The organism is Candidatus Edwardsbacteria bacterium (assembly GCA_018821925.1).
Classification (GTDB): domain Bacteria; phylum Edwardsbacteria; class AC1; order AC1; family EtOH8; genus UBA2226.
Genome location: JAHJLF010000058.1, coordinates 1 through 21351 on the forward strand (window position 1 = coordinate 1; position 21351 = coordinate 21351).

General features: G+C 52.8%; 17 protein-coding genes and 1 tRNA gene. 11 read left to right on the forward strand and 7 right to left on the reverse strand.

Annotated elements, in window-relative coordinates:
• Positions 1 to 32: 32 nt before the first annotated feature.
• Positions 33 to 2165: a TonB family protein gene (locus KJ869_06985; protein ID MBU1576936.1), complete on the forward strand. Its 2133-nt coding sequence runs from the start codon at positions 33 to 35 to the stop codon at positions 2163 to 2165.
• A gap of 175 nt (positions 2166 to 2340) precedes the next feature.
• The gene (locus KJ869_06990) at positions 2341 to 3576 is read left to right on the forward strand and encodes a T9SS type A sorting domain-containing protein (GenBank protein ID MBU1576937.1); all 1236 of its coding nucleotides are present in this window, start codon (positions 2341 to 2343) and stop codon (positions 3574 to 3576) included.
• Between the two features lie 95 nt (positions 3577 to 3671).
• Here the strand turns inward: KJ869_06990 and pyrE are convergent, their stop codons facing one another.
• From pyrE to KJ869_07025, 7 genes are all read right to left on the reverse strand, one after another.
• Complete coding sequence (gene pyrE / locus KJ869_06995; protein ID MBU1576938.1) at positions 3672 to 4250, reverse strand: orotate phosphoribosyltransferase; 579 nt, start codon at positions 4248 to 4250, stop codon at positions 3672 to 3674.
• Positions 4237 to 4971: an orotidine-5'-phosphate decarboxylase gene (gene pyrF / locus KJ869_07000; protein ID MBU1576939.1), complete on the reverse strand. Its 735-nt coding sequence runs from the start codon at positions 4969 to 4971 to the stop codon at positions 4237 to 4239. The genes pyrE and pyrF overlap by 14 nt, the downstream gene beginning before the upstream one ends.
• A 14-nt stretch (positions 4972 to 4985) precedes the next feature.
• On the reverse strand, positions 4986 to 5447 hold the full coding sequence (locus KJ869_07005; protein MBU1576940.1) for a septal ring lytic transglycosylase RlpA family protein: 462 nt from the start codon (positions 5445 to 5447) through the stop codon (positions 4986 to 4988).
• The gene (locus tag KJ869_07010) at positions 5441 to 6367 is read right to left on the reverse strand and encodes a dihydroorotate dehydrogenase (protein ID MBU1576941.1); all 927 of its coding nucleotides are present in this window, start codon (positions 6365 to 6367) and stop codon (positions 5441 to 5443) included. The genes KJ869_07005 and KJ869_07010 overlap by 7 nt, the downstream gene beginning before the upstream one ends.
• Entirely contained in the window at positions 6364 to 6990 is a 627-nt protein-coding gene (locus KJ869_07015) for a dihydroorotate dehydrogenase electron transfer subunit (protein MBU1576942.1), read from the reverse strand. Before KJ869_07015 ends, KJ869_07010 begins: the two co-directional genes overlap by 4 nt.
• A gap of 150 nt (positions 6991 to 7140) precedes the next feature.
• Complete coding sequence (locus KJ869_07020; GenBank protein MBU1576943.1) at positions 7141 to 8703, reverse strand: tetratricopeptide repeat protein; 1563 nt, start codon at positions 8701 to 8703, stop codon at positions 7141 to 7143.
• An 8-nt stretch (positions 8704 to 8711) separates the two neighbouring features.
• A complete protein-coding gene (locus KJ869_07025) occupies positions 8712 to 10151 on the reverse strand; it encodes a TldD/PmbA family protein (protein MBU1576944.1) in 1440 nt (479 codons plus the stop codon).
• A 261-nt stretch (positions 10152 to 10412) separates the two neighbouring features.
• Between KJ869_07025 and KJ869_07030 the strand changes: the two genes are divergently transcribed.
• The 9 genes from KJ869_07030 to holA form a co-directional block, all read left to right on the forward strand.
• Entirely contained in the window at positions 10413 to 11027 is a 615-nt protein-coding gene (locus tag KJ869_07030) for a hypothetical protein (GenBank protein ID MBU1576945.1), read from the forward strand.
• Positions 11028 to 11093: 66 nt separating this feature from the next.
• Positions 11094 to 11762, forward strand: coding sequence for an SOS response-associated peptidase (locus KJ869_07035; protein MBU1576946.1), 669 nt, complete (start codon positions 11094 to 11096; stop codon positions 11760 to 11762).
• Positions 11763 to 11768: 6 nt separating this feature from the next.
• Positions 11769 to 13559 (forward strand): excinuclease ABC subunit UvrC, encoded by a 1791-nt coding sequence (gene uvrC / locus KJ869_07040; GenBank protein MBU1576947.1) that lies wholly within the window; start codon positions 11769 to 11771, stop codon positions 13557 to 13559.
• A complete protein-coding gene (locus tag KJ869_07045; GenBank protein MBU1576948.1) occupies positions 13556 to 14068 on the forward strand; it encodes a methylated-DNA--[protein]-cysteine S-methyltransferase in 513 nt (170 codons plus the stop codon). The genes uvrC and KJ869_07045 overlap by 4 nt, the downstream gene beginning before the upstream one ends.
• A gap of 31 nt (positions 14069 to 14099) precedes the next feature.
• Positions 14100 to 15488, forward strand: a complete 1389-nt coding sequence (locus KJ869_07050; protein MBU1576949.1) for an MBL fold metallo-hydrolase — start codon at positions 14100 to 14102, stop codon at positions 15486 to 15488.
• Positions 15489 to 15607: 119 nt separating this feature from the next.
• Positions 15608 to 15684, forward strand: a tRNA-Arg gene (locus KJ869_07055).
• Positions 15685 to 15721: 37 nt separating this feature from the next.
• Positions 15722 to 17707, forward strand: coding sequence for a DUF2723 domain-containing protein (locus KJ869_07060; protein ID MBU1576950.1), 1986 nt, complete (start codon positions 15722 to 15724; stop codon positions 17705 to 17707).
• A gap of 118 nt (positions 17708 to 17825) precedes the next feature.
• Entirely contained in the window at positions 17826 to 20465 is a 2640-nt protein-coding gene (locus tag KJ869_07065; protein MBU1576951.1) for an Ig-like domain-containing protein, read from the forward strand.
• A 115-nt stretch (positions 20466 to 20580) separates the two neighbouring features.
• Positions 20581 to 21351 (forward strand): DNA polymerase III subunit delta (holA, locus tag KJ869_07070; protein MBU1576952.1); only part of this gene is annotated, 771 nt, incomplete at its 3' end.

Below are 21351 nucleotides of genomic sequence, written 5' to 3' on the forward strand. Positions count from 1 at the left end.
CACTTAATAGAATGTTAATAAAGGAGCCAACCATGAAGTCATGGGTCTTTCGCGGCATATTTTTGATGATCGCCGGATTCTTCCTGGTATTGTCCGGATGTTCCAAAAGCGAGAAGTATCCGCCCAGCGAATCCGGAGGGACTTTGACCATCGGCACCATGAACGAGCCGGCCTCCTTGAACCCGCTGCGGCTGTCATTCACGGCCTCTACCGATATCCATGAAAAGCTCTTCCTGAGCCTGCACCGTTTCGACCAGGGAATGAACATCGTGGCCGGGCTGGCCCGCTCCTGGAAATTCTCGGAGGATTTCAAGGAGGTTACCTATATTCTGCGCAAGGACGCCAAGTGGAGCGACGGGCAGCCGGTGACCGCCGAGGATGTCAAGTTCTCTTTCGACATGATGCGCGATCCCCAGATAAAATACGCCCGGTCCGGCGGCCTGCAGTTCGTGGAGAAGGTCGAGGTGGTTGGGCCTTTGGCGGTGAAGTTCGTTTTCAACCGGGTATACTCCGACGAGCTGTTCGACACCGGGATCATGGTCCTGCCCAAGCATATTCTGGAAAAGCTGAGTGCCGCCAATTCCACCGAATTCGACGCCAACCCGGTAAGCGACGGGCCGTATAGGGTGGAAGAATGGGTGCGGGGAGACCGTTTAGTGCTGGCTGCCAATCCGGATTTCTACAAGGGCAAACCGGCTCTGGACCGGATCGTCTTTAAATTCTTCGGGGATGAGGCCAGCCTGATGAATGCCCTGCAGAGCGGCTCGGTGGACATGACCAACGACCTGTCGCCCCAGTATGCCCTCAAGGTCCAGGGCGATCCCAACCTGACCTCCATTGAATATCCCGGACGCACTTACACTTTCATCGGTTGGAATTTGAACAGCCCGCTGTTCTCCGATGTCAATCTGCGCAAGGCTTTCGCCCTGAGCATCGACCAGATCGCATTGATCAACGACGTTTTGATGGGCAAGGGCAAGCCGGCCAACGGGCCGTTCCTGCCCACCAGTTGGGCCTACGATCAGGACCAGAAACCCCAGCCCTATGATCCCCAACAGGCTAAAACCCTGCTGGCCGAGATGGGCTGGAAAGACAAGAACCGCGAAGGCTATCTGGCCAAGGGGCCCAAGCAGGTGCTGGAGCTCAACCTGCTGCTGGCCCAGGGACAGCCGGTGCAGGAGGCCACCGCGGTCCTTATCAGGGAGCAGCTGAAGGGCGTTGGCGTCAAGGTCAACCTGGCGGTGGTGGATGCCAGGACATTCATTCAGCGGCTGAGAAGCGGCCAGTACGACGCCATGCTGTTCTCCTGGAAGAACGATTTCAAGGTGGATCCCACGGCGGTATGGCATTCGGCCCCGGAGAAGGGCATATACAATTTCATCCTCAAGTATTCCAACCCCTCGGTGGACAGTCTGATCGACGTGGGCCTGGCCACTTTGAGCCGCCGCAAGGCCAAGGATATCTGGGTCAAGTTCCAGCAGGTGGTCAATACCGAGATGCCGGCCACCTATCTCTACGTCCCGGATGTGGTCACCATCATCTATAAGGGGGTCAAGGGTCCGGCCCAGGATGCCCGCGGGCCGATGGCTTCGCTGGACGAGTGGTGGATACCGGTCGCCGAAAGAAGGGGGGAGGCCATGGCCTCCGGGGCGCCTGCCGCTGTTGTGCCGCCGCCGCCATCCCAGCCGGTGGAAACCGTCGCTCCGGAAAGAAACCAGCCCGAGAAACCGGCCGCGGCCACCGCCAAGCCTCAGCCCATAGCCACCAGGACCGAACAGCCTGTTCCCAGGCCGGTCACAACGACTCCGATGACTCCGCCCAAGCCTGCCGCGGTGAACCCCCAGGACTTGCTGGTAGCCGAGGCTACGCCCGCCCCGGCCCCCGCGGAGCCTGAAATTCGCCCCACCGAGCCGGAAGCGATAAAAATAGTTTCTCCGTCCTATCCGGAATCCGCCCGCAAGGCCGGGATCACCGGGAGGGTGTTCGTGAAGATAACGGTGGGGCCGGACGGCAAGGTTAAGAACGCCGAGGTGATCCGGGGGATCGGATACGGCTGCGACGAGGCCGCCACCGATGCCGCCTACAAGGCGGTGTTCAAACCGGGGACCAAGAACGGCAAGCCGGCCGATACCTATATCACCATTCCCTATCCGTTCATGAAATAACACCTAAGTCAAAGAAGCCCCTGGAAAGGGGCTTCTTTTTTTCTACATAATTTTAATATAGCCTATTATAATTATGGTTTGAAATATAATATAAACTATATTGACATTTATAACATTTTGTTGTATATTGCACCTATAGATATACTAACCGTAAATTATTATCTTAAGGAGTTGCATGAAAAAAGTGTTGTCTATGGTTGTGCTTCTTACAAGTTTTCAGCTTATTGCACATGCTGACAGCTTGAATGTTAGAACGGTGGGTGTTTATGACACACCTGGATTTGCTAAAAAAGTATTTGTAAATAATGATCATGCATTTATTGCTGATGATGCCTGGGGTTTGCGAATAATTAATATAGCCAACCCTGCTATGCCTTACGAAGTTGGCTACTGTGATTCGGTTTTTGCTTGCGACGTTTTTGTTTTAGATAGTTTTGCTTATATTGCGTCCGGCACCTCTGGGTTAACTATTATAAATATCAGCGATTATAACAACCCGCATTTTGCTGGTTGTTATAATACGCCAGGATATGCGAAAAGGTTAACTGTCTCCGGAAACTATGCCTATGTGGCTGATTATAATTGCGGATTACGTATTATAAATATATCAGACCCTGCTTTCCCCTTCGAAGTGGGATATTATGATACACCGGGGAATACATGTGGTGTGGCAGTAATGGATAGTTTTGCTTACCTAGCAGATGGTGATTCTGGACTAAGAAAAGTAAACATCAGTGATAAGGCCAACCCCTTCCTGACTAATTGGGCCTGGACCTCAATTGCTAACGATTATGCATTATCTCTAGCTATATCGGGTGATTTTGTGTATGTAGCATGGGGGCATTTCGGATTGCATGCATTTAGAAAAGATAGCCTTATTGCTATTGGTATGTTCTCAACATATAATTCACGAGATGTGGCTTTAAATGGTAAGTATGCTTTTATTGCGGATGGTGAATATGGCTTGAAGGTGTTTGATATAAGCACCTACCAAACTATAGGCTATTACAATACACCGGACCTATGCTATGGGGTCACATACTCTGATAGCTTGATATTTGTGGCAGACGGTTTGTCAGGGTTAAGGATTCTTCAGGGTTACGGCCCGGCAGGTGTGGCGGATGAGCAAAGAAGCCCGGCAGAGATTAAAACAACAGGCTTAACGCTGGAAGTGCTGGGCAATAAGATAAGCTATCAGTTGCCGCAAAATGGCAATGCCTCACTAAAAATTTACAACCTGTTAGGCCAAGAGGTGCGGGCTCTGTTCAGCGAAAATAAAAGGTCAGGCGTCTATAATATTTCTTGGGATGGGAACAACGAAGCTGGACACAAGGTGGCCAGCGGGGTATATCTGGTTGGGCTCCATTCTCAGGGACAAAGAGCTTCGGGGAAAATTGTGGTGGTAAGATAAATATAACAACTAAAGAACAAAGCCCCTTCGTCAGAAGGGGCTTTGTTCTTTTTCCGTGGATTCCCGGTCAAGCCGGGAATGACAGATAATATCTGCTATTTCTTGGGGCTGCTGCCGTGCTTGGCCAGCGGTATCCCTTGCTGGCACAACGGACAATTTTCGGGATCGAAGGTCTCCACCTTCTCATGGTACAGCGAAAAGAAGGGGGCCCCGAAATCCGGCTTGTCCGCGCTGCGGTCTATGAACACCGCCACGCCCTTCAGTTCCGCCCCAGCCTTCTTTACCGCCTCGATGGTCTCCAATACCGAGCCTCCGGTGGTCATCACATCGTCCACCACCAGCACCTTTTCCCCTTTGGCCAAAGACATGCCCCTTAAAAATCCCCGGCCATCGGAGGTCCGCTCGGCATAGATGGCCTTTTTGCCCATCTCCTTGGCCACCTCGAAGGCGATGATTATCCCGCCGGTGGTTGGCCCAGCCACTGTGTCAATATCCGTTCCTTTGAAATGTTCGGCAATGGTCCTGCAGAACAGGGCGGCGTCGGCTGGCTGCTGGAGGACCCGGAATTTTTCAAAGTAGAACCGGCTGTGGCGTCCCGAGGTCAGCAGGAAATGACCGTCCAGCAGGACCTCATTTTTGATGAGGATCTGTTTGATATCTTCATTTGAGAGCATCTTCGATCTCCTTGATTATCTTTGTGGCGGCGTCGGCCGGATCTTGGGCGGTGGTGATGGGACGGCCCACCACCAGGTAGTCGGCCCCGGTCTTGATGGCCTGGCCCGGGGTCAGAAAGCGCTTCTGGTCGTCGCTGGAGCTGTCGGCCGGTCGTATACCGGGGGTCAGGATCACGAACTCGCTTCCCAGTTCCCGGCGCAGCATCGCTATCTCATGGGGGGAGGCCACCACGCCGTCCAGCCCGGCGCTCTGGCTCAAACGGGCCAGATGCAGCACCTGCTCGTCTATGGACCGTCCGGGAGTGCCCAGCACATCCTGGAAGGTGGCCTCGTCCATGCTGGTCAGGACAGTCACTCCCAGCATGACGGGCTTGGGCATTTTATCGCTGGAGGCGGAATTGGTGACTGCCGCCGTCGCCGTCTCCATCATAGAAAAACCGCCCATGGCATGCATGTTGAACATGTCAACACCCAGCTCGTAGGCCGCCTGGGCGGCCTTGGCCACGGTGTTGGGGATGTCGTGGTATTTAAGATCCAGAAAGACCTGGTGTCCCTTTTCCTTGATCAACTCCACTATCTTGGGGCCGCAGGAGGTGAACAGCTGGTTGCCCACCTTGTAAAAATTCACCGAGGGGCCCAGCCGGTCGATCAATTCCCGGGCTTTCTTCAGGTCCGGCACATCCAAGGCCACTATCAGCCGGTCACGGGGAGAGATGCTCATCAAAATCCTTTCGTTCATTTGGGGTATTTTAACACTTCCAGTTTGACCTGCCCGATGGACAGCAGATCAATGGATTTGGCGGCCCCGTAGGAAAGGTCTATGATCCGTCCCTTGATAAAAGGGCCCCGGTCGTTGATCCGAACGGTGACGCTCTGGTCATTGGCCAGGTTAGTGACCCGGACCATGGTGCCGAAGGGCAGGGTGCGGTGGGCGGCGGTCATGGCATTCATATCAAAGGTCTCGCCGTTGGCCGTCTTTCGGCCGTGAAATTCCTTCCCGTAATAGCTGGCGATGCCGGTGGTGGTGGTCAGGGGCCATTCGGCGGCCGGCTTCTCATTTCCCTTGACGGGATCGCTCTTGGGGGAGGCCGTCTCCCTTGCCGGTCCTGCGCGGTAGATGGGGGCCGGGGCGCATCCCAACAATGCCAGCAGAAAGGCCAGAAAGTATAATTGATTTTTTCGATTAAATATCAGCATTTTAATATCCCGGTCAGTTTAGTTACGGAGTTGAGGTTATTGTCCCGGCAGTAGCCGGCCATACCTATTATGATATCTTTCACGGCCGCGGGATCGACGAAATTGGCCGTGCCTATCTGCACCGCCGATGCCCCGGTGATCATGAATTCAATGGCATCGGTATAATTCATTATCCCCCCCAGGCCGATCAGCGGGATCTTGACCGAATGGTAGGTCTTATAGAGATTGTACAGGGCCACCGGCTTGATGGCCGGCCCGGAGAGGCCGCCGGTGATATTGCCCAGCACAGGCCTTTGCTTTTTGCTGTCCACCGCCATTCCGTAGAGGGTATTGATCAGCGACAGGACATCGGCCCCGGCTTTCTCGGCCGCCTTGGCGATGGCGGCAATGTCGCTGACGTTGGGGCTGAGCTTGACGATCAGGGTCTTTTTGTAGACCTTGCGGACCGCTTTGGTAAGGGCCGCGGCGCTGGCCGGATCGATCCCGAAGGCTATCCCGCCCTGCTTGACGTTGGGGCAGGAGATGTTCAACTCCAGGGCCGGGATATCGGTTATTTTATTCAGCTTTCCCGCCAGTTCGACATATTCTTCAATGGTGTTGCCGGCGATGTTGGCGATGATCACCGTATCTTTTCCGATCAGGCGGGGCAGCTTATCGTCTTTAAAGGTCTCGAACCCCACGTTGGCCAGACCGATGGAATTGAGCATCCCGCTGGCCGTCTCGCAGATCCGGGGCGGCTGGTTGCCGGCCCGGGGCGCCAGGGTGATGGTCTTGGTGATAACGGCCCCGAAATCCCTTGGCTCTGCCATCCCGGAGTATTCGGTGCCATAACCGAAAGTGCCGGAGGCGGCAATGACGGGATTTTTTAATTCCAATCCGGCAATGTTGACCCGCAGGTCTATCTTTTTGACGCTTTTCATATCACAGATTCCTGGTCCCAATCGATCCGTCGGCTGTCGAACACCGGGCCTTGGTCACAGACCGAAATGTAGCCACCGTCGCTGCCCCTGACCACGCAGCCCTGGCAGGCCCCCACCCCGCAGGCCATGAAAGATTCCAAAGAAACCTGGCAGGGGATGTTTTTATTTTGACAGATTCGGGCCACCGCCTTAAGCATGGGCCACGGTCCGCAGGCGTATACCACCGGGTCCTGGCAGCCGTCCAGTTTATCCGACAGCAGGGAGGTGACCAGGCCTTTTTTTCCGCAGCTCCCGTCGTCGCTGGACATGCTGCACATTTTGATGTCGGGTTTTATCTGCTCGGAAGAAGATCGGCACCCGTAAAGCAGTTGGTGTTTCAGTTTCAGGCTCTTCAATCGGCGGCCCAGAAAGCCCAGCGGCGCGATGCCCATGCCCCCGGCCACCAGCAGGTGGTGCCGTCTGCTGGGATCAATGTCAAAACCTTTTCCCAGCGGCCCGATGATATCCAGGGTGTCTTTGGTCGACATTTTGGAGAGCAGCTCGGTGCCGGAACCCTTGACCTCGTAGAGGACAGATATTCTGCCTCCCTGGATGTCGTTGATGCTGAAAGGACGGCGAAGCAATGGGTAACTGGACCCGGGACTAAGCCGGATATGTATAAATTGACCGGGGTCAGCGCTTTTTGCCAACCCAGGAGCCTTAAAGGACAGTTCATAGGCCTTGGCGCTAACCCGGGCGTTCGAGGTGATTGCTATTAAAGGATATTGTTTCATTTACTTGGGATTCATCTCTCGGTTCATATTTGGCCCCGGTATCAGAGGTTTGGGCAGACTATCTTTGGCATCACTATCGGGCGGGGGTGTCTGGGCGGTATCAGCCGGCATCGGAGGGACTTCTTTCTTCTGTTCCAGGGGCTTAACATTCATTTCGATCTCCGGCTCAATGTCTATTACGGTTGTATCTATCGGCTGATTCAGCATCAGCCTGGCACCGTTGGCATATCTGGTCCGGGGATATTTTTCTATCAGGACAGAAAGGATGCTGTCGGCTTTTGAATTATCCGACAGGCGGTGGCGGGCCGTCCAGGCTGCGGCAAACCAGGCCTTGGGGGCCAGGGGCTGCTCGGCAAAATCACTGGCCACCCGGGAATATGTGGATAGAGCGGAGTCGGGCTTGTTAAGACCGAACAAGTAGTGCTCCGCCATCAGAAACTGTAATTTGGCGCTTTGTTCGGCTGCCTGCTGGTCGGATTGCTGGCGATAGGCCAGCAGTAAAGAGATATCAGCGCTTTTCTTTAGTGTGACTTCGCGGACATAGACGGCTGGGTTTTCGTTTCGGGCTTTGTTATAGTAAACCAAAGCGCTGTCTAACTCCTGTCCGGCTTCATAGATCTGACCGATTTTGAACAAGGCCTCGGAGGATATGGCTGTCTTGGGATATTTCTGCGCCAGACCATAATACAGTCCGACCGCATCAGCGGCCGTGATTCTTGGAGTTTGACAGTTCAAGATCTCCAGTTCTATGGCGGATATCCGGCCCTTGTCGGACTCCCGCTTCAATAAACGCTGATACAGGGGCAGGGCTTCAGAATGTCTGGCATTTCCTTGGTAAGCTTGTCCCAGCAACATGGCGACCTGATAACGGAAGTTCTTTTTGATTCTGGAATCCAGAATTATCTCCAGCTCCCGGATGGAATTGGTGAATTCATTCAAGGAAAACAGGCACCGGGCATAATTATACCGCGCATTAATTGTCAAATTACTTTTATAGTGTTTATGCAGGAAGCGTTCCCAGGAGATGACAGCTTTGGGATAATCGGGGATGGCCTGTAATATCAGGGCCTCCAGGTAAGCCGATCTCTGGATGGTGTTTTTGTCGTCGGTCTTTATTTGTGATAATTCCCATAAGGCCTTGTCCCATTGCCCCAGGTTATAGGAAATAAGGGCGCTGTTCAGTTGAGACCAAGCCGAATATTTACTTTCCGGGTAATAGTGCCATATCTCCTGATACTTGCGGGCCGCCTTGTCATATTCGCCTCTCAGATAATAGGCATTGCCCATATTATACAGGCTGGGAAGAACCCAGCGGCTGTTGGGATATTTAAGGGCCACGTCGGCATATTTATCGATGGCTTTTTTCAGGCCCTCTTTTTCCGCACTGGTGGCGGCGGTGGTGTCGGGAAACTGTCGGTGCTTCTTGCTGGCCGAGTTGTAGAGTTTCTGGGCGTTGTAATAGGTGTTAAAGTAGGCGCAGCCCAAAGTCCCGGCCAGCAAAACCAGCATCAGAGAATAGCCAGCCGTTCGGATCAGGATTTTTATGTATCTCTTGTTTGACATATGAGGTGTCAGGAAACTCCTATCTGAACGTTGCGGAACCTGGCAGGGGAGACGCCGTGCCCGACATGAGAGGTCTGCCCCGGCTGGCCCTTGCCGCAGTTGGGGATGCCCCATAGGTGCCATGATCTGCGGTTGCAGATGGCATCGCATGAATTCCAAAATTCGGGGGTCATACCGGTATAGGTCGGGTTCTTGTAGGCCTGATCGGTAATCCGACCGCCCTTGATCTGCCAGGCGATCTCGGTGGTGAACTGGAAATTAAGCCTTTTATCGTCTATGCTCCAGGTCTTGGTGGTGTCGAACAGGACCCCGTCAGCGGTGTCGGCGATGAGATCCTGATAATCCCATCTGCCGGGATCCAGGTTGATATTGGTCATCCGGATCAGGGGGATCCGGTTCCAGCCGTCGGCCCGCATGGCGCCGCCCGACAACAGGCCCAGCTGGGCCGCCGTTTCCCGGGAGCTCAGATAGCCGGTAAAAAGGCCGTTCTTTATTATGGATACTTTCTGGGCCGGCACCCCTTCGTCATCCCAGCCGAATGTCCCCAGCCCTCCTGGCACAGTGGCATCGGCATTGACGTTGACAATATCCGCCCCGTACTTAAGGGTATTCAGTTTATCGGTGGTTAGAAAACTGGTGCCGGCATAGGCCGCCTCGGTGCCGTAGACCCGGTCCAATTCGATGGGATGCCCGATCGATTCATGCACCTGCAGGGCCAGCTGGTTGGTGGCTATTATGACGGTGCTTCTTTTGGCCGGGCAGGCCGGGGCCTTAAGGAGCAATGAGGCTTGGCGGGATATCCTCTCGGCGTTGCCTGCCAGATCCATCTTTTCGATGAATTCATATCCGGCCTGGCCGGTATCTCCGCCCATATTGGGGTAGGTTCGAATCTGGACCTCGGGACCGTCCACCGCCAGGGCGCTGATCTCTCCACCGGATTCGGTGATCCCCTGGGACAGCAGACTGCCATCGGTGGAAGCAAACACCTTGTCTTCATTGAAAAACCACAGGCTGCCCCGGGCCACTTTTATATCCGGGTTCCGGCGCATGATAGTGTCGGCCTCCAACAGCAGGGAGATCTTCTGCTCCAAGGGTATTTTAAAGGGGTCCTTCTGGATTTTTGTTTTATAACTCCCGGTTTGTTTTTTCAAGCGGGACAACACCGCCGGCTCCCCGGGCGACAGGGCGGAGGCCCGAGCTATCTCCACGGCCAGCCGGACCACCTTGGCTATCTCGGATGTCTCCAGCTTGGAGCTGGAGGCGAAGCCCCAGGATCCATTGATCAGCACCCGTAGTCCGAAGCCCTGGTCGGAGGAATTGGTGGCCGATTCCACCGTTCCGTTCTTGGTGGATATATTCTGCTGTCGGGAGTTGATCACCCTTACATCAGCGTAATCTATTCCTTTGGCCGGCAGGCTGGCGATGACTTTTTGAGCAAACGATTTCATAGTATCTCCAAATATTCCCTTTGCCAGTAAATATAACATAAAACAGGTGAATTTATCAATAATAACTTGACCATTTCCGGATCAAAATAATATATCATCTTCTGAGGACAATTCCTCTTGAAAGCCAATAGGATAAATGATATATTGTGATCTGAGGCGTTGTCGCCGAAACAACTCGGACCGGTATGATCTGCCAGTGGTAAAAGCTTGAGAATCTGAAAAAGGAGCGCTTAAAATATGTCCCGAAACGCCGCTGTTGTCATGATGACTATATTTTGCCTGATATTGCTGCAATCCTGCGGGACTCCGCCGGAAGGGACCGTCGACAGCGAAGCCATCGATATCAAAGGCGATCCGGTGCAACTGCCGCTGGAGGATCAGGAGCCGATCAAAATAACGGTCAATGGCTACGATATCACCTTAAAGCCCAAGGCCGAATATATTTTAAAGGGACTGGTGCTGGGGAGAAAGAACTATGGCTCGGACTGGAACTCGACCATAGCCCCCTGCGACCTGGCGGTGGCCTGGGATAAAATGACAACCACCGGGTTGTACAAATACGTGAAGTGGTCGCAGGGGAATCGCTGGTATTACTGGCGATATGATGAGGAATTTCCTTTCGACAATGCTTTCATCGCCCGTTATTCGGCTAATACCCATGCCATTCCGGCCAATCAGAACATCCGGGCGGCCCTGCTGCACATCTCCTCCGGAGATACCGTCGAAGCCTACGGCTTTCTGGTTTATGTGGATGCCGTCAAGGGGGAGAGCAATTTCTGGTGGAACTCCTCCCTGAGCCGGGAGGACGTCGGAAATGGCTCCTGCGAAGTGATGTACATCGAAGAAATAAAGTATCGGGGAATGCTGTATAAATGATCTTTACAAAAAATCTGTTTAATTGCGCTATAAAAACAAATTGTAATATCTGGTTATCTTTATATTATGTGCGGCAGGTTCGTTAGAAAAAGCGGGGGAGAGGAGATCTCCCGGGAGTTCGATATCGAACTAAGCGATATCTCATTTCTGCTGGAGCCCAGTTATAATATTGCTCCGGGAAACGATGTGGCGATAGTGGTCAAAAGGGATAGGTTGAATGTCGAGGCATTGCGCTGGGGCCTGATCCCTCCCTGGGCTAAGGACGAAAAAACCGGATACAAAATGATCAATGCCCGGGCGGAGACGCTGACGGAGAAGTCCAGTTTTAAAAAGCCTTTTCAGAGCCAGCGCTGCCTGGTCATAGCCGACGGTTTTTACGAATGGGGCGGCCGAGGCAGACAGAAAGTTCCGTATTATTTCCACCTGAAGGATCCAGCCCCCATGGGTCTGGCCGGACTGTTCGAATCATGGCGCGGTCCCGACGGCCGGACGCTCGACAGTTGCACCATCATCACCACAGCGGCCAACTCCCTGATGCAGCCGGTGCATGATCGGATGCCGGGCATAATCGCCCGGGAGGATTACCGTCTCTGGTTGGACAACGATGTTTTCGACGAAAAAGCCCTAGGAGCCCTGCTCCGGCCGTACCCTCCGGAGACCCTGGAGTGTCATCCGGTGGCCCCCCTGGTCAATTCCCCAGGGAACAATTCCATCCAATGCATTCAACCCGTTTAGTATTTTATGAAACCTCGGGATAAAATAAACAATCTCCCGGAACAGCCGGGTGTCTATATCTTTAAGGATTCCGCCGGGAAGGATATCTACATCGGTAAGGCTAAAAATATCCGCGACAGGGTCCTGGGACATTTTCGGAACAGTGGCGACGTCAAGGAGGAAAGGCTGACCTCCAGTTCGGTTGATATCGAATATATCGTCACCGATTCCGAACCGGAGGCCCTGATCCTTGAGGCTGAACTGGTGAAGAAACGACAGCCCAGGTACAACATTCTTTTGAAGGATGACAAGAAATTCCCCTGGATAAAGATAACCAGCGAGCCGTATCCCCGGATATTCTCCACCCGCAACTTAAACCAAGACGGTTCGCGGCTCTTTGGACCGTACACCGACAGCACTGCACTGAATAGGACCCTGGCTTTGGTCAAACAGATATTTCCCGTCAGGACCTGCCTTCACCCGCTTCCCAATAAAAAACCCTCCCGCCCCTGCCTTAACCATCAGATTGGGCGCTGCCTGGCCCCCTGTCAGGGCAGGGTCAGTCCCGAAGAATATCGTACGATGATAGATGCCATAGTGAAGTACATCTCCGGGCGAAACCGGGAGCTGGTGCATGAGCTTGAAGCATTACGGGACGCCGCCGCCAAACAACTCGATTTTGAGCAGGCGGCCCACTGGAGGGACCAGCTGCAGAACCTGGAAAAGGTCATTGCTAGGCAGAAAATAGTTTTTAAGGGGGAGATGAATGCTGATTTCATTGCCTTGGCCAGGTTAAAAAAACAGATCGTCATCACGGTGCTTTCTTTCCGGGGCGGGAGGCTGGTGGCCAGGTATGACCGGGCCATAGAAGATCCCCTGGGGGTCGGGGATCCTGAACTTCTGGCGTCATTCATCTCCCAGCATTATTTGAGTTCCCTTACCATTCCCGATAATATAATCTTGGAAACCCTGCCTGAGGACCGGGCCCTGCTGGAAGAGGTGATGCGTAATTTCAAGGGCACCAGGGTCTCGCTTAAACTGCCGTCTAACAATACCGAAAAGAAGCTCCTGGCGTTCGCCCAAAAGCAGCTTAAGAGCAAGATGGAGGAGTTGGTGGCTGGAAGGGAGAGATTAAACGCCAAAACCGCCAAGCCTCTGATAGAGGTTCAACAGGCTTTGGGTCTGGATAAACTTCCCCGGCTGATGACGGCTTTCGACATTTCCAATATCTCAGGGACTGACAGCGTGGGTTCGGCTGTCTGCTTCAAGGACGCCAGGCCCTATAAAGCGGGATACCGGCATTTCAAGATCAGGATCAATGGACCCAATGATACGGCAATGATCAAGGAGACCGTGGGACGCTACCTGGATCATGTTATGGAAGCCAAAACAGATATGCCCGATCTGATCCTGGTGGATGGTGGATTGCCCCAGCTTAACTCCGCCTTGCAATCGAAGCGGGAAAAAGGCTATAATATCCCCATGGCCGGCCTGGCCAAAAGGATGGAGGAGTTGTTTCTTGAGGACGGCAGCGTTGTCAGCCTTCCCCGGAACTCTTCCGGTTTGCATTTGATGCAGCGTCTGCGCGACGAAGCCCATCGTTTTGCCCAGAGATACCACCATGCCCTCCGGGCCAAACGCGCCGGCAATACCAGATTAATTTCTATCAAGGGAGTGGGCCCCGGCATCTCCGGCCGACTGCTAAGAAAATTCGGCTCAGTAAAACGCATCTCCTCGGCCAGCCAGGAAGCTCTGGCCGAGGTCGTCGGTGCAACAATGGCCTCCAGGATATTGCAGGAATTGGAAAAGAGTAGATGAAAATACATTACTGTCAATATGATCTGCCGTTAGGAAAGGTCTTTGTGTCCTCCACCGATGCCGGCTTGTTCTCGGTGATTCTGGGGGAACATGATCTGGAGGCTTATTTCAAAGAACTGGAAGCCAGACATCAATGCCAGTTCATCCAAAGCCCCGGCAGGTTCGAAGATATTTACGTTGACCTGGCCGGATATTTTTCCGGGATCCCGATTGATTTTAGTTATCCCCTGGATTTGAGAGGCATCACGCCTTTTGAACGCGAGGTATGGAACAAGGTCCGCCAGATACCCTACGGTCAGGTGCGGTCATACAAGTGGCTGGCCGACCAGATTCATCACCCCAAAGCTTTCAAAGCGGTGGGGAGAGCGCTGGGCCTGAATCCCCTGTCTGTCGTTATTCCCTGCCACCGGGTGATCATGCAGGACCTTTCTGCCGGCGGGTTTTCAGCCGGAGTGGGATGGAAAGAAAGGCTGTTGCGTCTGGAGAGGGGCGAACTCAGTCTGCTATGAACGAAAAACATTTAGGAAAGGTCATGATAAAATGAACATCACTTTTCACGGAGCCGCCAAGAAGGTTACCGGGTCCATGCATCTGATAGAGGTGGGGGGCAAAAAACTGCTTTTGGAGTGCGGGATCCACCAGGGGAGGAGGGAGGAGAGCGACAACCTCAATAAAAATTTTCCTTTTGATCCTGCCGGCATAGACGCCATGATCCTTTCCCACGCCCACCTGGACCATAGTGGGAATATTCCAACCTTAATAAAGAACGGCTTCAAGGGTGACATCTATATGACCTCGGCCACCCGGGATCTGCTGGGCTTGATGCTCCGGGATTCGGCCCATATCCAGGAAAGCGATATAAAATTTGTCAACAAAAAAAGGGCGGCCAAAGGACTGCCGCTTAAAGAACCTTTGTATACCATGGATGACGCTGAAAAGGCGCTGGATTATTTTGTCAGCTTGTCATACGAAAGGGTTTTCAACCCACTGCCAGGAGTAAAGGCCGTATTCCACGATGCCGGCCATATCCTGGGCTCGGCCATGGTGGATCTGGAGCTTACCGAGAACGGCCACAGTAAAAAATTCTTCTTTACCGGGGACCTGGGCCGGAAGCATCTGCCCATCATCCGCGATCCTTATCAACCCGCAGGAGCCGACTATCTTTTGATGGAAAGCACCTACGGCGACAGGGTTCACGGCCCCATAGAAGAGACCAGTCGGAAACTCCAGGAGATCGTCAAGCAGGTCTATAACCGCAAAGGCAAGCTGATCATCCCGGCCTTTTCGGTGGGACGCACCCAGGAGATCGTCTATGAACTGCACGGCATGTTCCAGGCGGGGAAACTGCCGGCCGTCCCCATCTATGTGGACAGCCCCTTGTCGATAAATGTTACCAATATATTCAAGATGCATCCGGAATGCTTCGATAAAGAGACCAGGGACCGTATCGACAATCACAGCGATCCTTTCGGTTTTGGCCGTCTGACCTATGTCATGACGTCGGAAGATTCGAAAAAACTCAACAGCTCCAACGCCCCCTGCATCATCATCTCCGCCTCGGGAATGTGCGAAGGAGGACGGGTGTTGCATCATTTGAGGAATTCCCTGGGCGATTCGCGAAATATGGTTTTGATAGTCGGATTCCAGGCCCAGGGCACCTTGGGAAAGCGGCTGGTGGATAAATCCCCTTCGGTAAAAATATTCGGCGAGGAGCAGGATATCAGGGCCGAGATAAAAGTGCTGAACGGTTTTTCCGCCCATGCCGACCGCAATGATCTGATGAACTTTGCGGACAATATGAAGGACGGAGTGGGAAAGATATTTCTGGTTCACGGCGAAGAAACCCAAAGCCAGAGCCTGGCCCAAGCTTTTAAAGAAGCGGGGCGTGAGGTCCTGGTGCCCGACCCCGAGCAAAAGCTGGAACTGTAGTTTATCTGCTTGATTTTTTTCCCGAGAAAAGTTATAATTAGCGGCAATGTGCTCGTAGCTCCCCGCCTTCGGCGGGGCAAGACGCATGAAAGCCTGACATAAATATAAGCATCTAAAACGCGCTCGTAGCTCAACTGGATAGAGCACCAGCCTCCGAAGCTGGGGGTTGCCCGTTCAAATCGGGCCGGGCGCACCATTTTACACCGGAAGACACCAATGTTAACGATTTTACAATGATCATCAAAGTGAAAAAACTTATCGCAGCGAGCATAGGCCCAGGCGGAGGGCCCGGGCTCGTTTTTTTAATCTCCTTCCTGGTCTATCTGAAAACCATGGCCCCCACCATCGGCCCGATAGACTCCGGGGAACTATCACTGGTCTGCCAGTCGCTGGGCATAGCCCATCCCACCGGATATCCATTATATACCCTAATCGGCAGACTATGGGTGTTCCTTATTCCCTTAGGGGAGCTGGCCTGGAAACTGAACCTGCTGTCATCTTTGTTTATGGCCCTTTCCGCCAGCTGGCTGTACCGGATAATAGCGGAATTGGATATCAGGAGGGAGCTCGCATTTTCAGCATCGCTGATATATGCATTTTCGCCGGTGATCTGGCAACAGGCGGTCTTTTTGGAAGTCTATGCCCTGACTGCTCTGTTGGCTACGATCTTGCTGTGGCTAGCCGTCAGATACAATAAATGCCGGGAGGGCAGATATTTGCTGTTGGGGGCTTTCCTGACCGGGCTGGGCCTGGGCAATCATCTAAGCCTGCTATGGCTAATCCCCGGATTGTTGGTGATGGCACTAATAAAGATAGATAGATCAAAGGTAAAAATATTGTGGGGCGTTGTTTTATTTTTTATTTTAGGCCTGTCAATTTATTTATTCCTGCCCATCCGGTCAAACCTGGCTCCGTTGTTAAATTGGGGCAACCCCAACAATGGGGAGAGGTTCTTTTGGCATGTCAGCGGAAAACAATACCAGGTGTGGATGTTCAACCAATCGTTTGGAGGATTGCTGGCCAATCTCAGGAACTTCGCAAAGCTATGGCTGGACAACCCGGGCATATATCTTTGGTGGCTGATACTTCCCGGGATATATGCCGTATTCAAAAAAAGCAGAATCCTTTTTTGGTCCCTGCTGGCAATCTTTAGTTTAGCGGTGTTTTACGGCATCAATTACAGCATACCCGATATCGAGGCCTATTTCATCCCGGCCTTCATCTGCTCCTTTATTTTCATGGCTTTCGGGCTCGATTGGATCCACCGGTGGCTGGCGGTCAGACAGGAAAGACTGGCGGCCGTCTTCGCGAGCACGGTGCTGGTGCTTTTTATCCTGCCTATGGCGCTGACTTTCAGGGCCAATGACAACAGCCGGAACCAGATGGCCTATGCCCTGGCCGGCAATGTCCTGGAATCGTCCGCGCCCAACAGTTTGATCCTGGTTGATAATTGGGATATCTACTCGCCCTGTCTTTACTTGATGCAGAATGACCATCTCCGCCCGGATGTCATATTGATTGACAAGGAACTCCTGCGAAGGAGCTGGTATCTGGATTATCTGCAAATGCGTTATCCGGAATTATACCAATCCTGCCGGGAAAGGATAGAGGCCTTTAAAAAACAACTGTATCCTTTTGAGCACGGCCAACCCTATAATCATCAAGCCATCCAGCAGGAATTCATAGCCATGATAAACGCCATACTGCTGGTCAATTACTACGACAACCCGCCGTATCTTACCCAGAATAAACCAATAGGCGATTTTGCCGAGATAGCACCTTATCACCAGCGGATACCCGAAGGCCTGCTGTATCGGCTGAAGCTTCCGGGCATGATCGAACGGGTGCCGGATGATTTCATGTTCTCCGGACAATTGCTCAACATTGATACCCTGGGCCTGTCATTTCGGGATAAACTGCTTTACCGGATGATGCCCCAGATGTTGTACCAGAGGGGGATGTATCTGGCCCAGAACCTGCTGTTCGACCAAGCTTTGGATTATTTTCTACAGGCCGTGAGATACGAACAAAACAAGGTCTCACTGTACCTGGCCCTGGGCGGCACCTATGCCGGTCTGAACCGGGTGCAGGAGGCCAGCGATGCCTTTCAAAAGGCCCTGCTGTTGGAGCCGGGGAACCCGGTGGCCCTGGAGAACCTGCGGAGGATGTCCCTGTTCCTGCCCGGAGGGCCAAAAGGAATTACAACGGAAATAAAATAGACTGGGCAATGGTGCTATAAACAAAGCAAACCTTATAAAATTATTGACAATCTGCTCAAATATGTTAAAATATCAAATAAGAATGATAAAAACACTACTCATTATTAATGGAGGGGTCATGAAAAAAACAAGTTTATTTATCCTGGCGACCTTAGCGATTACCGCTATTAGTGCTTTGGGGCAGGTCCACGGAGACTGCCGCTCGGCCGTCAGCGGCAACTGGGGCGTGTTTGGAACGTGGGCGACCTATGACACTGTCAGCACCAGCTGGATCCCGGCCACCGTGGTACCAACTTCGGCCAATAATGTTACCATCAGGACCGGCGACTCTGTCATGGTGGAGGCCAGCGGAAAGAACTGCCTCAATCTAATTATTGAGACCAACGCCAAACTATACACCAACTCGACATCAAACCGGTATCTGAATATCTACGGCAGCACTTTAATCAACGATGGAGTGATGGGAGGGGGTATCGCTGGTGACGGCATCTCGATAAACTTTGGATACACCAACGATCTAGTTATCCAGGGTGCGGGCAGCACCGATATCTCCCGCATAAGGCCAAACGGCTCTGGCAATTACGGCATAACTTTCGACCAGGACGTTAACCTTCATTTTGTAGGCGCCGCCCTGTACTCGAACGGCAAGGTAAACACCACATACACCATCAATGCCGGCAAGACCCTGAGTTTTGGACCCGGTTCGTTCTTTGCCTACGGGACCAACGGCGCCACCGCCACTTCCGGCATGGGCGACGCCGTGGTCAACATCGACGGCAATATGATCATGTATAACGGATCGAATTTCAACGTCTCGGTGACCACCGGCAACACCTCCACGGTAAACATTTCGGGGATGCTCTCAGCCGGGGACTCCATCATGGCCAATGGCACCGGCAGCGAGGTGTTTAACATCAATACAGGCGGCCGCCTGCTGTTCCCCAACACCGATACCCTGACATTCCTGGATTCGCTGAATTTCAACAACATCGCCGGCTTCGCTTTTAATTATCCGCTGACCATTGCCGGAAAACTCGGTCTCATGAGCGGTGTCATCGACAGCGCTCACAACATAAAAATGCTGGATAATTCCACCATCCAAAGGACTGCCGGCCTGCTGACCGAGCCGCCGGTATTCATGAACTCTGTCAATCTAATCTATATCTACGCATACCCCTGCACCACCGGCTATGAAATGCCCACCACCGACATCGTCCAGAAGCTGACAATTAACAATCCCGCAGGAATGACGATAGATGAAACAGTCAACGTAAATGACACCCTGTTCCTAATAGATGGGATCGTGAACGTTACCGGAAGCAATATGTTGGAAGCCGTTGAAGTGGCCCGTTCAAGCGGTTATGTCATCGGCACCCTGGGAAGGTTGATAGAAGCAGGCGCCAATATAAACAAAGCCTATGATATAGGCACCGTTTCGGGATATTCGCCTGTGTCCGTTGATTTCAACAACGTCACCAAACAGGGTCTTCTGTCGGTCAGCACTTATACTTCGACCGCTCCAGGTGTCAGTGTCCCCGAGAACTGCATGAGCCGTTACTGGGAGTTGGGAATGCGGCCGGACTCGCTGGTGGAGTTCGATTACTACGACCTGACCCTGAATTATTTGTCTTTTGATTTCAACACCGGCTTTATTGAATCCACCGATGAGCCCAGCATGGTTGCTGCCAGGTACGACAGTGCCTGGACCTTCCCGGTGATCGGCACCAGAAATCCCGGAGGGGTCTCGGACGGTGGATCGGTGGTGCTCGACAGCCTGACTGCATTTGATTTCTTTACCTTGGCCAAGGACCAGGATGCCATCTACAGCGCGGGAGACACCATTGCGCCGTACATCGTTTCCACCTCGCCGGCTGACGAGGCTACCGAGGTGGCACTGGATGCAGCGATCTACATCGCTTTCTCCGAGCCGATGGATACTTTATCACTGGCCGGCAGCATGACCCCCAGCCCCAACGAAGAGCCGGCCTGGAACGCAACCATGGATACCTTATTCCTGGTCCATGACCCGATGATATCGAATACTTCTTATACGGTCAGGATTACTTCTTTGACGGATATGGCCGGAAATCCCCTGACAGTTCTGCCTGACAGCTTCATGTTCACCACCATAGTGGGCGATACTATTGCACCATACATCACAGGCATTTCCCCGGCCTGGAATGCGATGGATGTCGGGATCAACGAACCGATAGTGATCGTTTTCTCCGAGACTATGGACACCTCAAGCGTCAACGGCTATACATCGCCAGACGCCGGTAATATGGTGCTGACATGGAACGCCACTCTCGACACAGTGACCGTGACGCCGGACAACCCGTACACTTACGGCACGACCTATTCGCTAATCATGACCGCGGGCACAGACACCGCCGGCAACAGCCTGGCATTTCTGCCGGATACCGTGGTCAGCTTTACCAGTATTCCCACCGGGGTGGAGGGAAGGCCGGAGGTTCGGGCCTATGTCCTGCAGCTCCAGTCCGCCGCCCCCAATCCCATGACAAGCGGTACCACCATCAGGTTCAGCCTGCCGGCATCGGCCCAGGTCAGCCTGGAGGTGTTCAACGTGCTGGGACAGAAAGTCACTACTTTGGCAAATGGCAAACTGGCTGCCGGATACCATACTATCAACTGGAACGGCACCGACCGCAATGGGGCCAAACTGGCATCGGGCGTGTATATCTACCAGCTCAGGACCATGGACAAAACACTGACCAAGAGGATGACCATTCTCCGTTAAAACTTGCCTCAGAAAGCCGGGCCTCTTAAAGGGCCCGGCTTTATTTTAATCGAATATTTCGTTTTAAGAATTTTGTTGACAAATCCTTATTTAGTTAGTAAACTATACAATTAAGATGACATTTAACGACTTAGAACGTCAGATCGCGACAAAAAAGATAGCTTTGGCGTATTTTTTCCCGGGGGAAGAGGAGTATCTTAAAGATCAGGCCATAGGCCGGTTAGCTCTGGCTTTCCTGGGGGAATCCCAGGTTTCACAGGGTTTGGAACGCATCTCGGCCACCGAGCAGGACGGGATCAGCATCATTCAGCGTACCCAGAGCCTGGGGATGTTTGCCGAACAGCGGCTGATAGTGGTCAAAGAGATAGAGTCCCTCTCTGTCAAGAGCCGGAAGCTGATCCTGGAACATTTGGATTCTCCCAGCCAGGATGTCTGTTTGATATTATGTTCCGTTAATCTGGAAAAGAAAACAGCCTTTTACAAGGGGTTGGTTGAAAAAATACCCACCTTGGTCTTCAACCAACTTAAGGAGACCGAGACCGTAAAATGGGTGATGGCCAAAGCCTCCGCCAGGGGATTAAAGATCGTCCCTGCCGGAGCCCAGATGCTGGTTGAAATCTCCGGCAACAACCTGGGCATCCTGGACAAGGAGATCGAAAAGTTCGAGATATATACCATCGGTCAAAACCGGTCCGAAATAACCGAAGCGGACATAAAGTCACTGGCAGGGTCGTCATTCGAAGTCGAGAGCTACGAACTGGCCGGCGCCATCTGCACCAAAGATCGGGATAGATCGCTGATACTTTACGAAAAACTGCTGTCCTCCGGGGAGGACACGGTAAGGCTGGTAAGCGCCATTTATTATCAGCTTGGAAAATACTGGAAG

Coding starts and splice junctions, on each gene's coding strand:
- KJ869_06985 (MBU1576936.1), top strand. CDS start 33: ATGAAGTCATGGGTCTTTCGCGGCATATTTTTGATGATCGCCGGATTC.
- KJ869_06990 (MBU1576937.1), top strand. CDS start 2,341: ATGAAAAAAGTGTTGTCTATGGTTGTGCTTCTTACAAGTTTTCAGCTT.
- pyrE (MBU1576938.1), bottom strand. CDS start 4,250: ATGCTCTCAAATGAAGATATCAAACAGATCCTCATCAAAAATGAGGTC.
- pyrF (MBU1576939.1), bottom strand. CDS start 4,971: ATGAGCATCTCTCCCCGTGACCGGCTGATAGTGGCCTTGGATGTGCCG.
- KJ869_07005 (MBU1576940.1), bottom strand. CDS start 5,447: ATGCTGATATTTAATCGAAAAAATCAATTATACTTTCTGGCCTTTCTG.
- KJ869_07010 (MBU1576941.1), bottom strand. CDS start 6,367: ATGAAAAGCGTCAAAAAGATAGACCTGCGGGTCAACATTGCCGGATTG.
- KJ869_07020 (MBU1576943.1), bottom strand. CDS start 8,703: ATGTCAAACAAGAGATACATAAAAATCCTGATCCGAACGGCTGGCTAT.
- KJ869_07025 (MBU1576944.1), bottom strand. CDS start 10,151: ATGAAATCGTTTGCTCAAAAAGTCATCGCCAGCCTGCCGGCCAAAGGA.
- KJ869_07030 (MBU1576945.1), top strand. CDS start 10,413: ATGATGACTATATTTTGCCTGATATTGCTGCAATCCTGCGGGACTCCG.
- KJ869_07035 (MBU1576946.1), top strand. CDS start 11,094: ATGTGCGGCAGGTTCGTTAGAAAAAGCGGGGGAGAGGAGATCTCCCGG.
- uvrC (MBU1576947.1), top strand. CDS start 11,769: ATGAAACCTCGGGATAAAATAAACAATCTCCCGGAACAGCCGGGTGTC.
- KJ869_07045 (MBU1576948.1), top strand. CDS start 13,556: ATGAAAATACATTACTGTCAATATGATCTGCCGTTAGGAAAGGTCTTT.
- KJ869_07050 (MBU1576949.1), top strand. CDS start 14,100: ATGAACATCACTTTTCACGGAGCCGCCAAGAAGGTTACCGGGTCCATG.
- KJ869_07060 (MBU1576950.1), top strand. CDS start 15,722: ATGATCATCAAAGTGAAAAAACTTATCGCAGCGAGCATAGGCCCAGGC.
- KJ869_07065 (MBU1576951.1), top strand. CDS start 17,826: ATGAAAAAAACAAGTTTATTTATCCTGGCGACCTTAGCGATTACCGCT.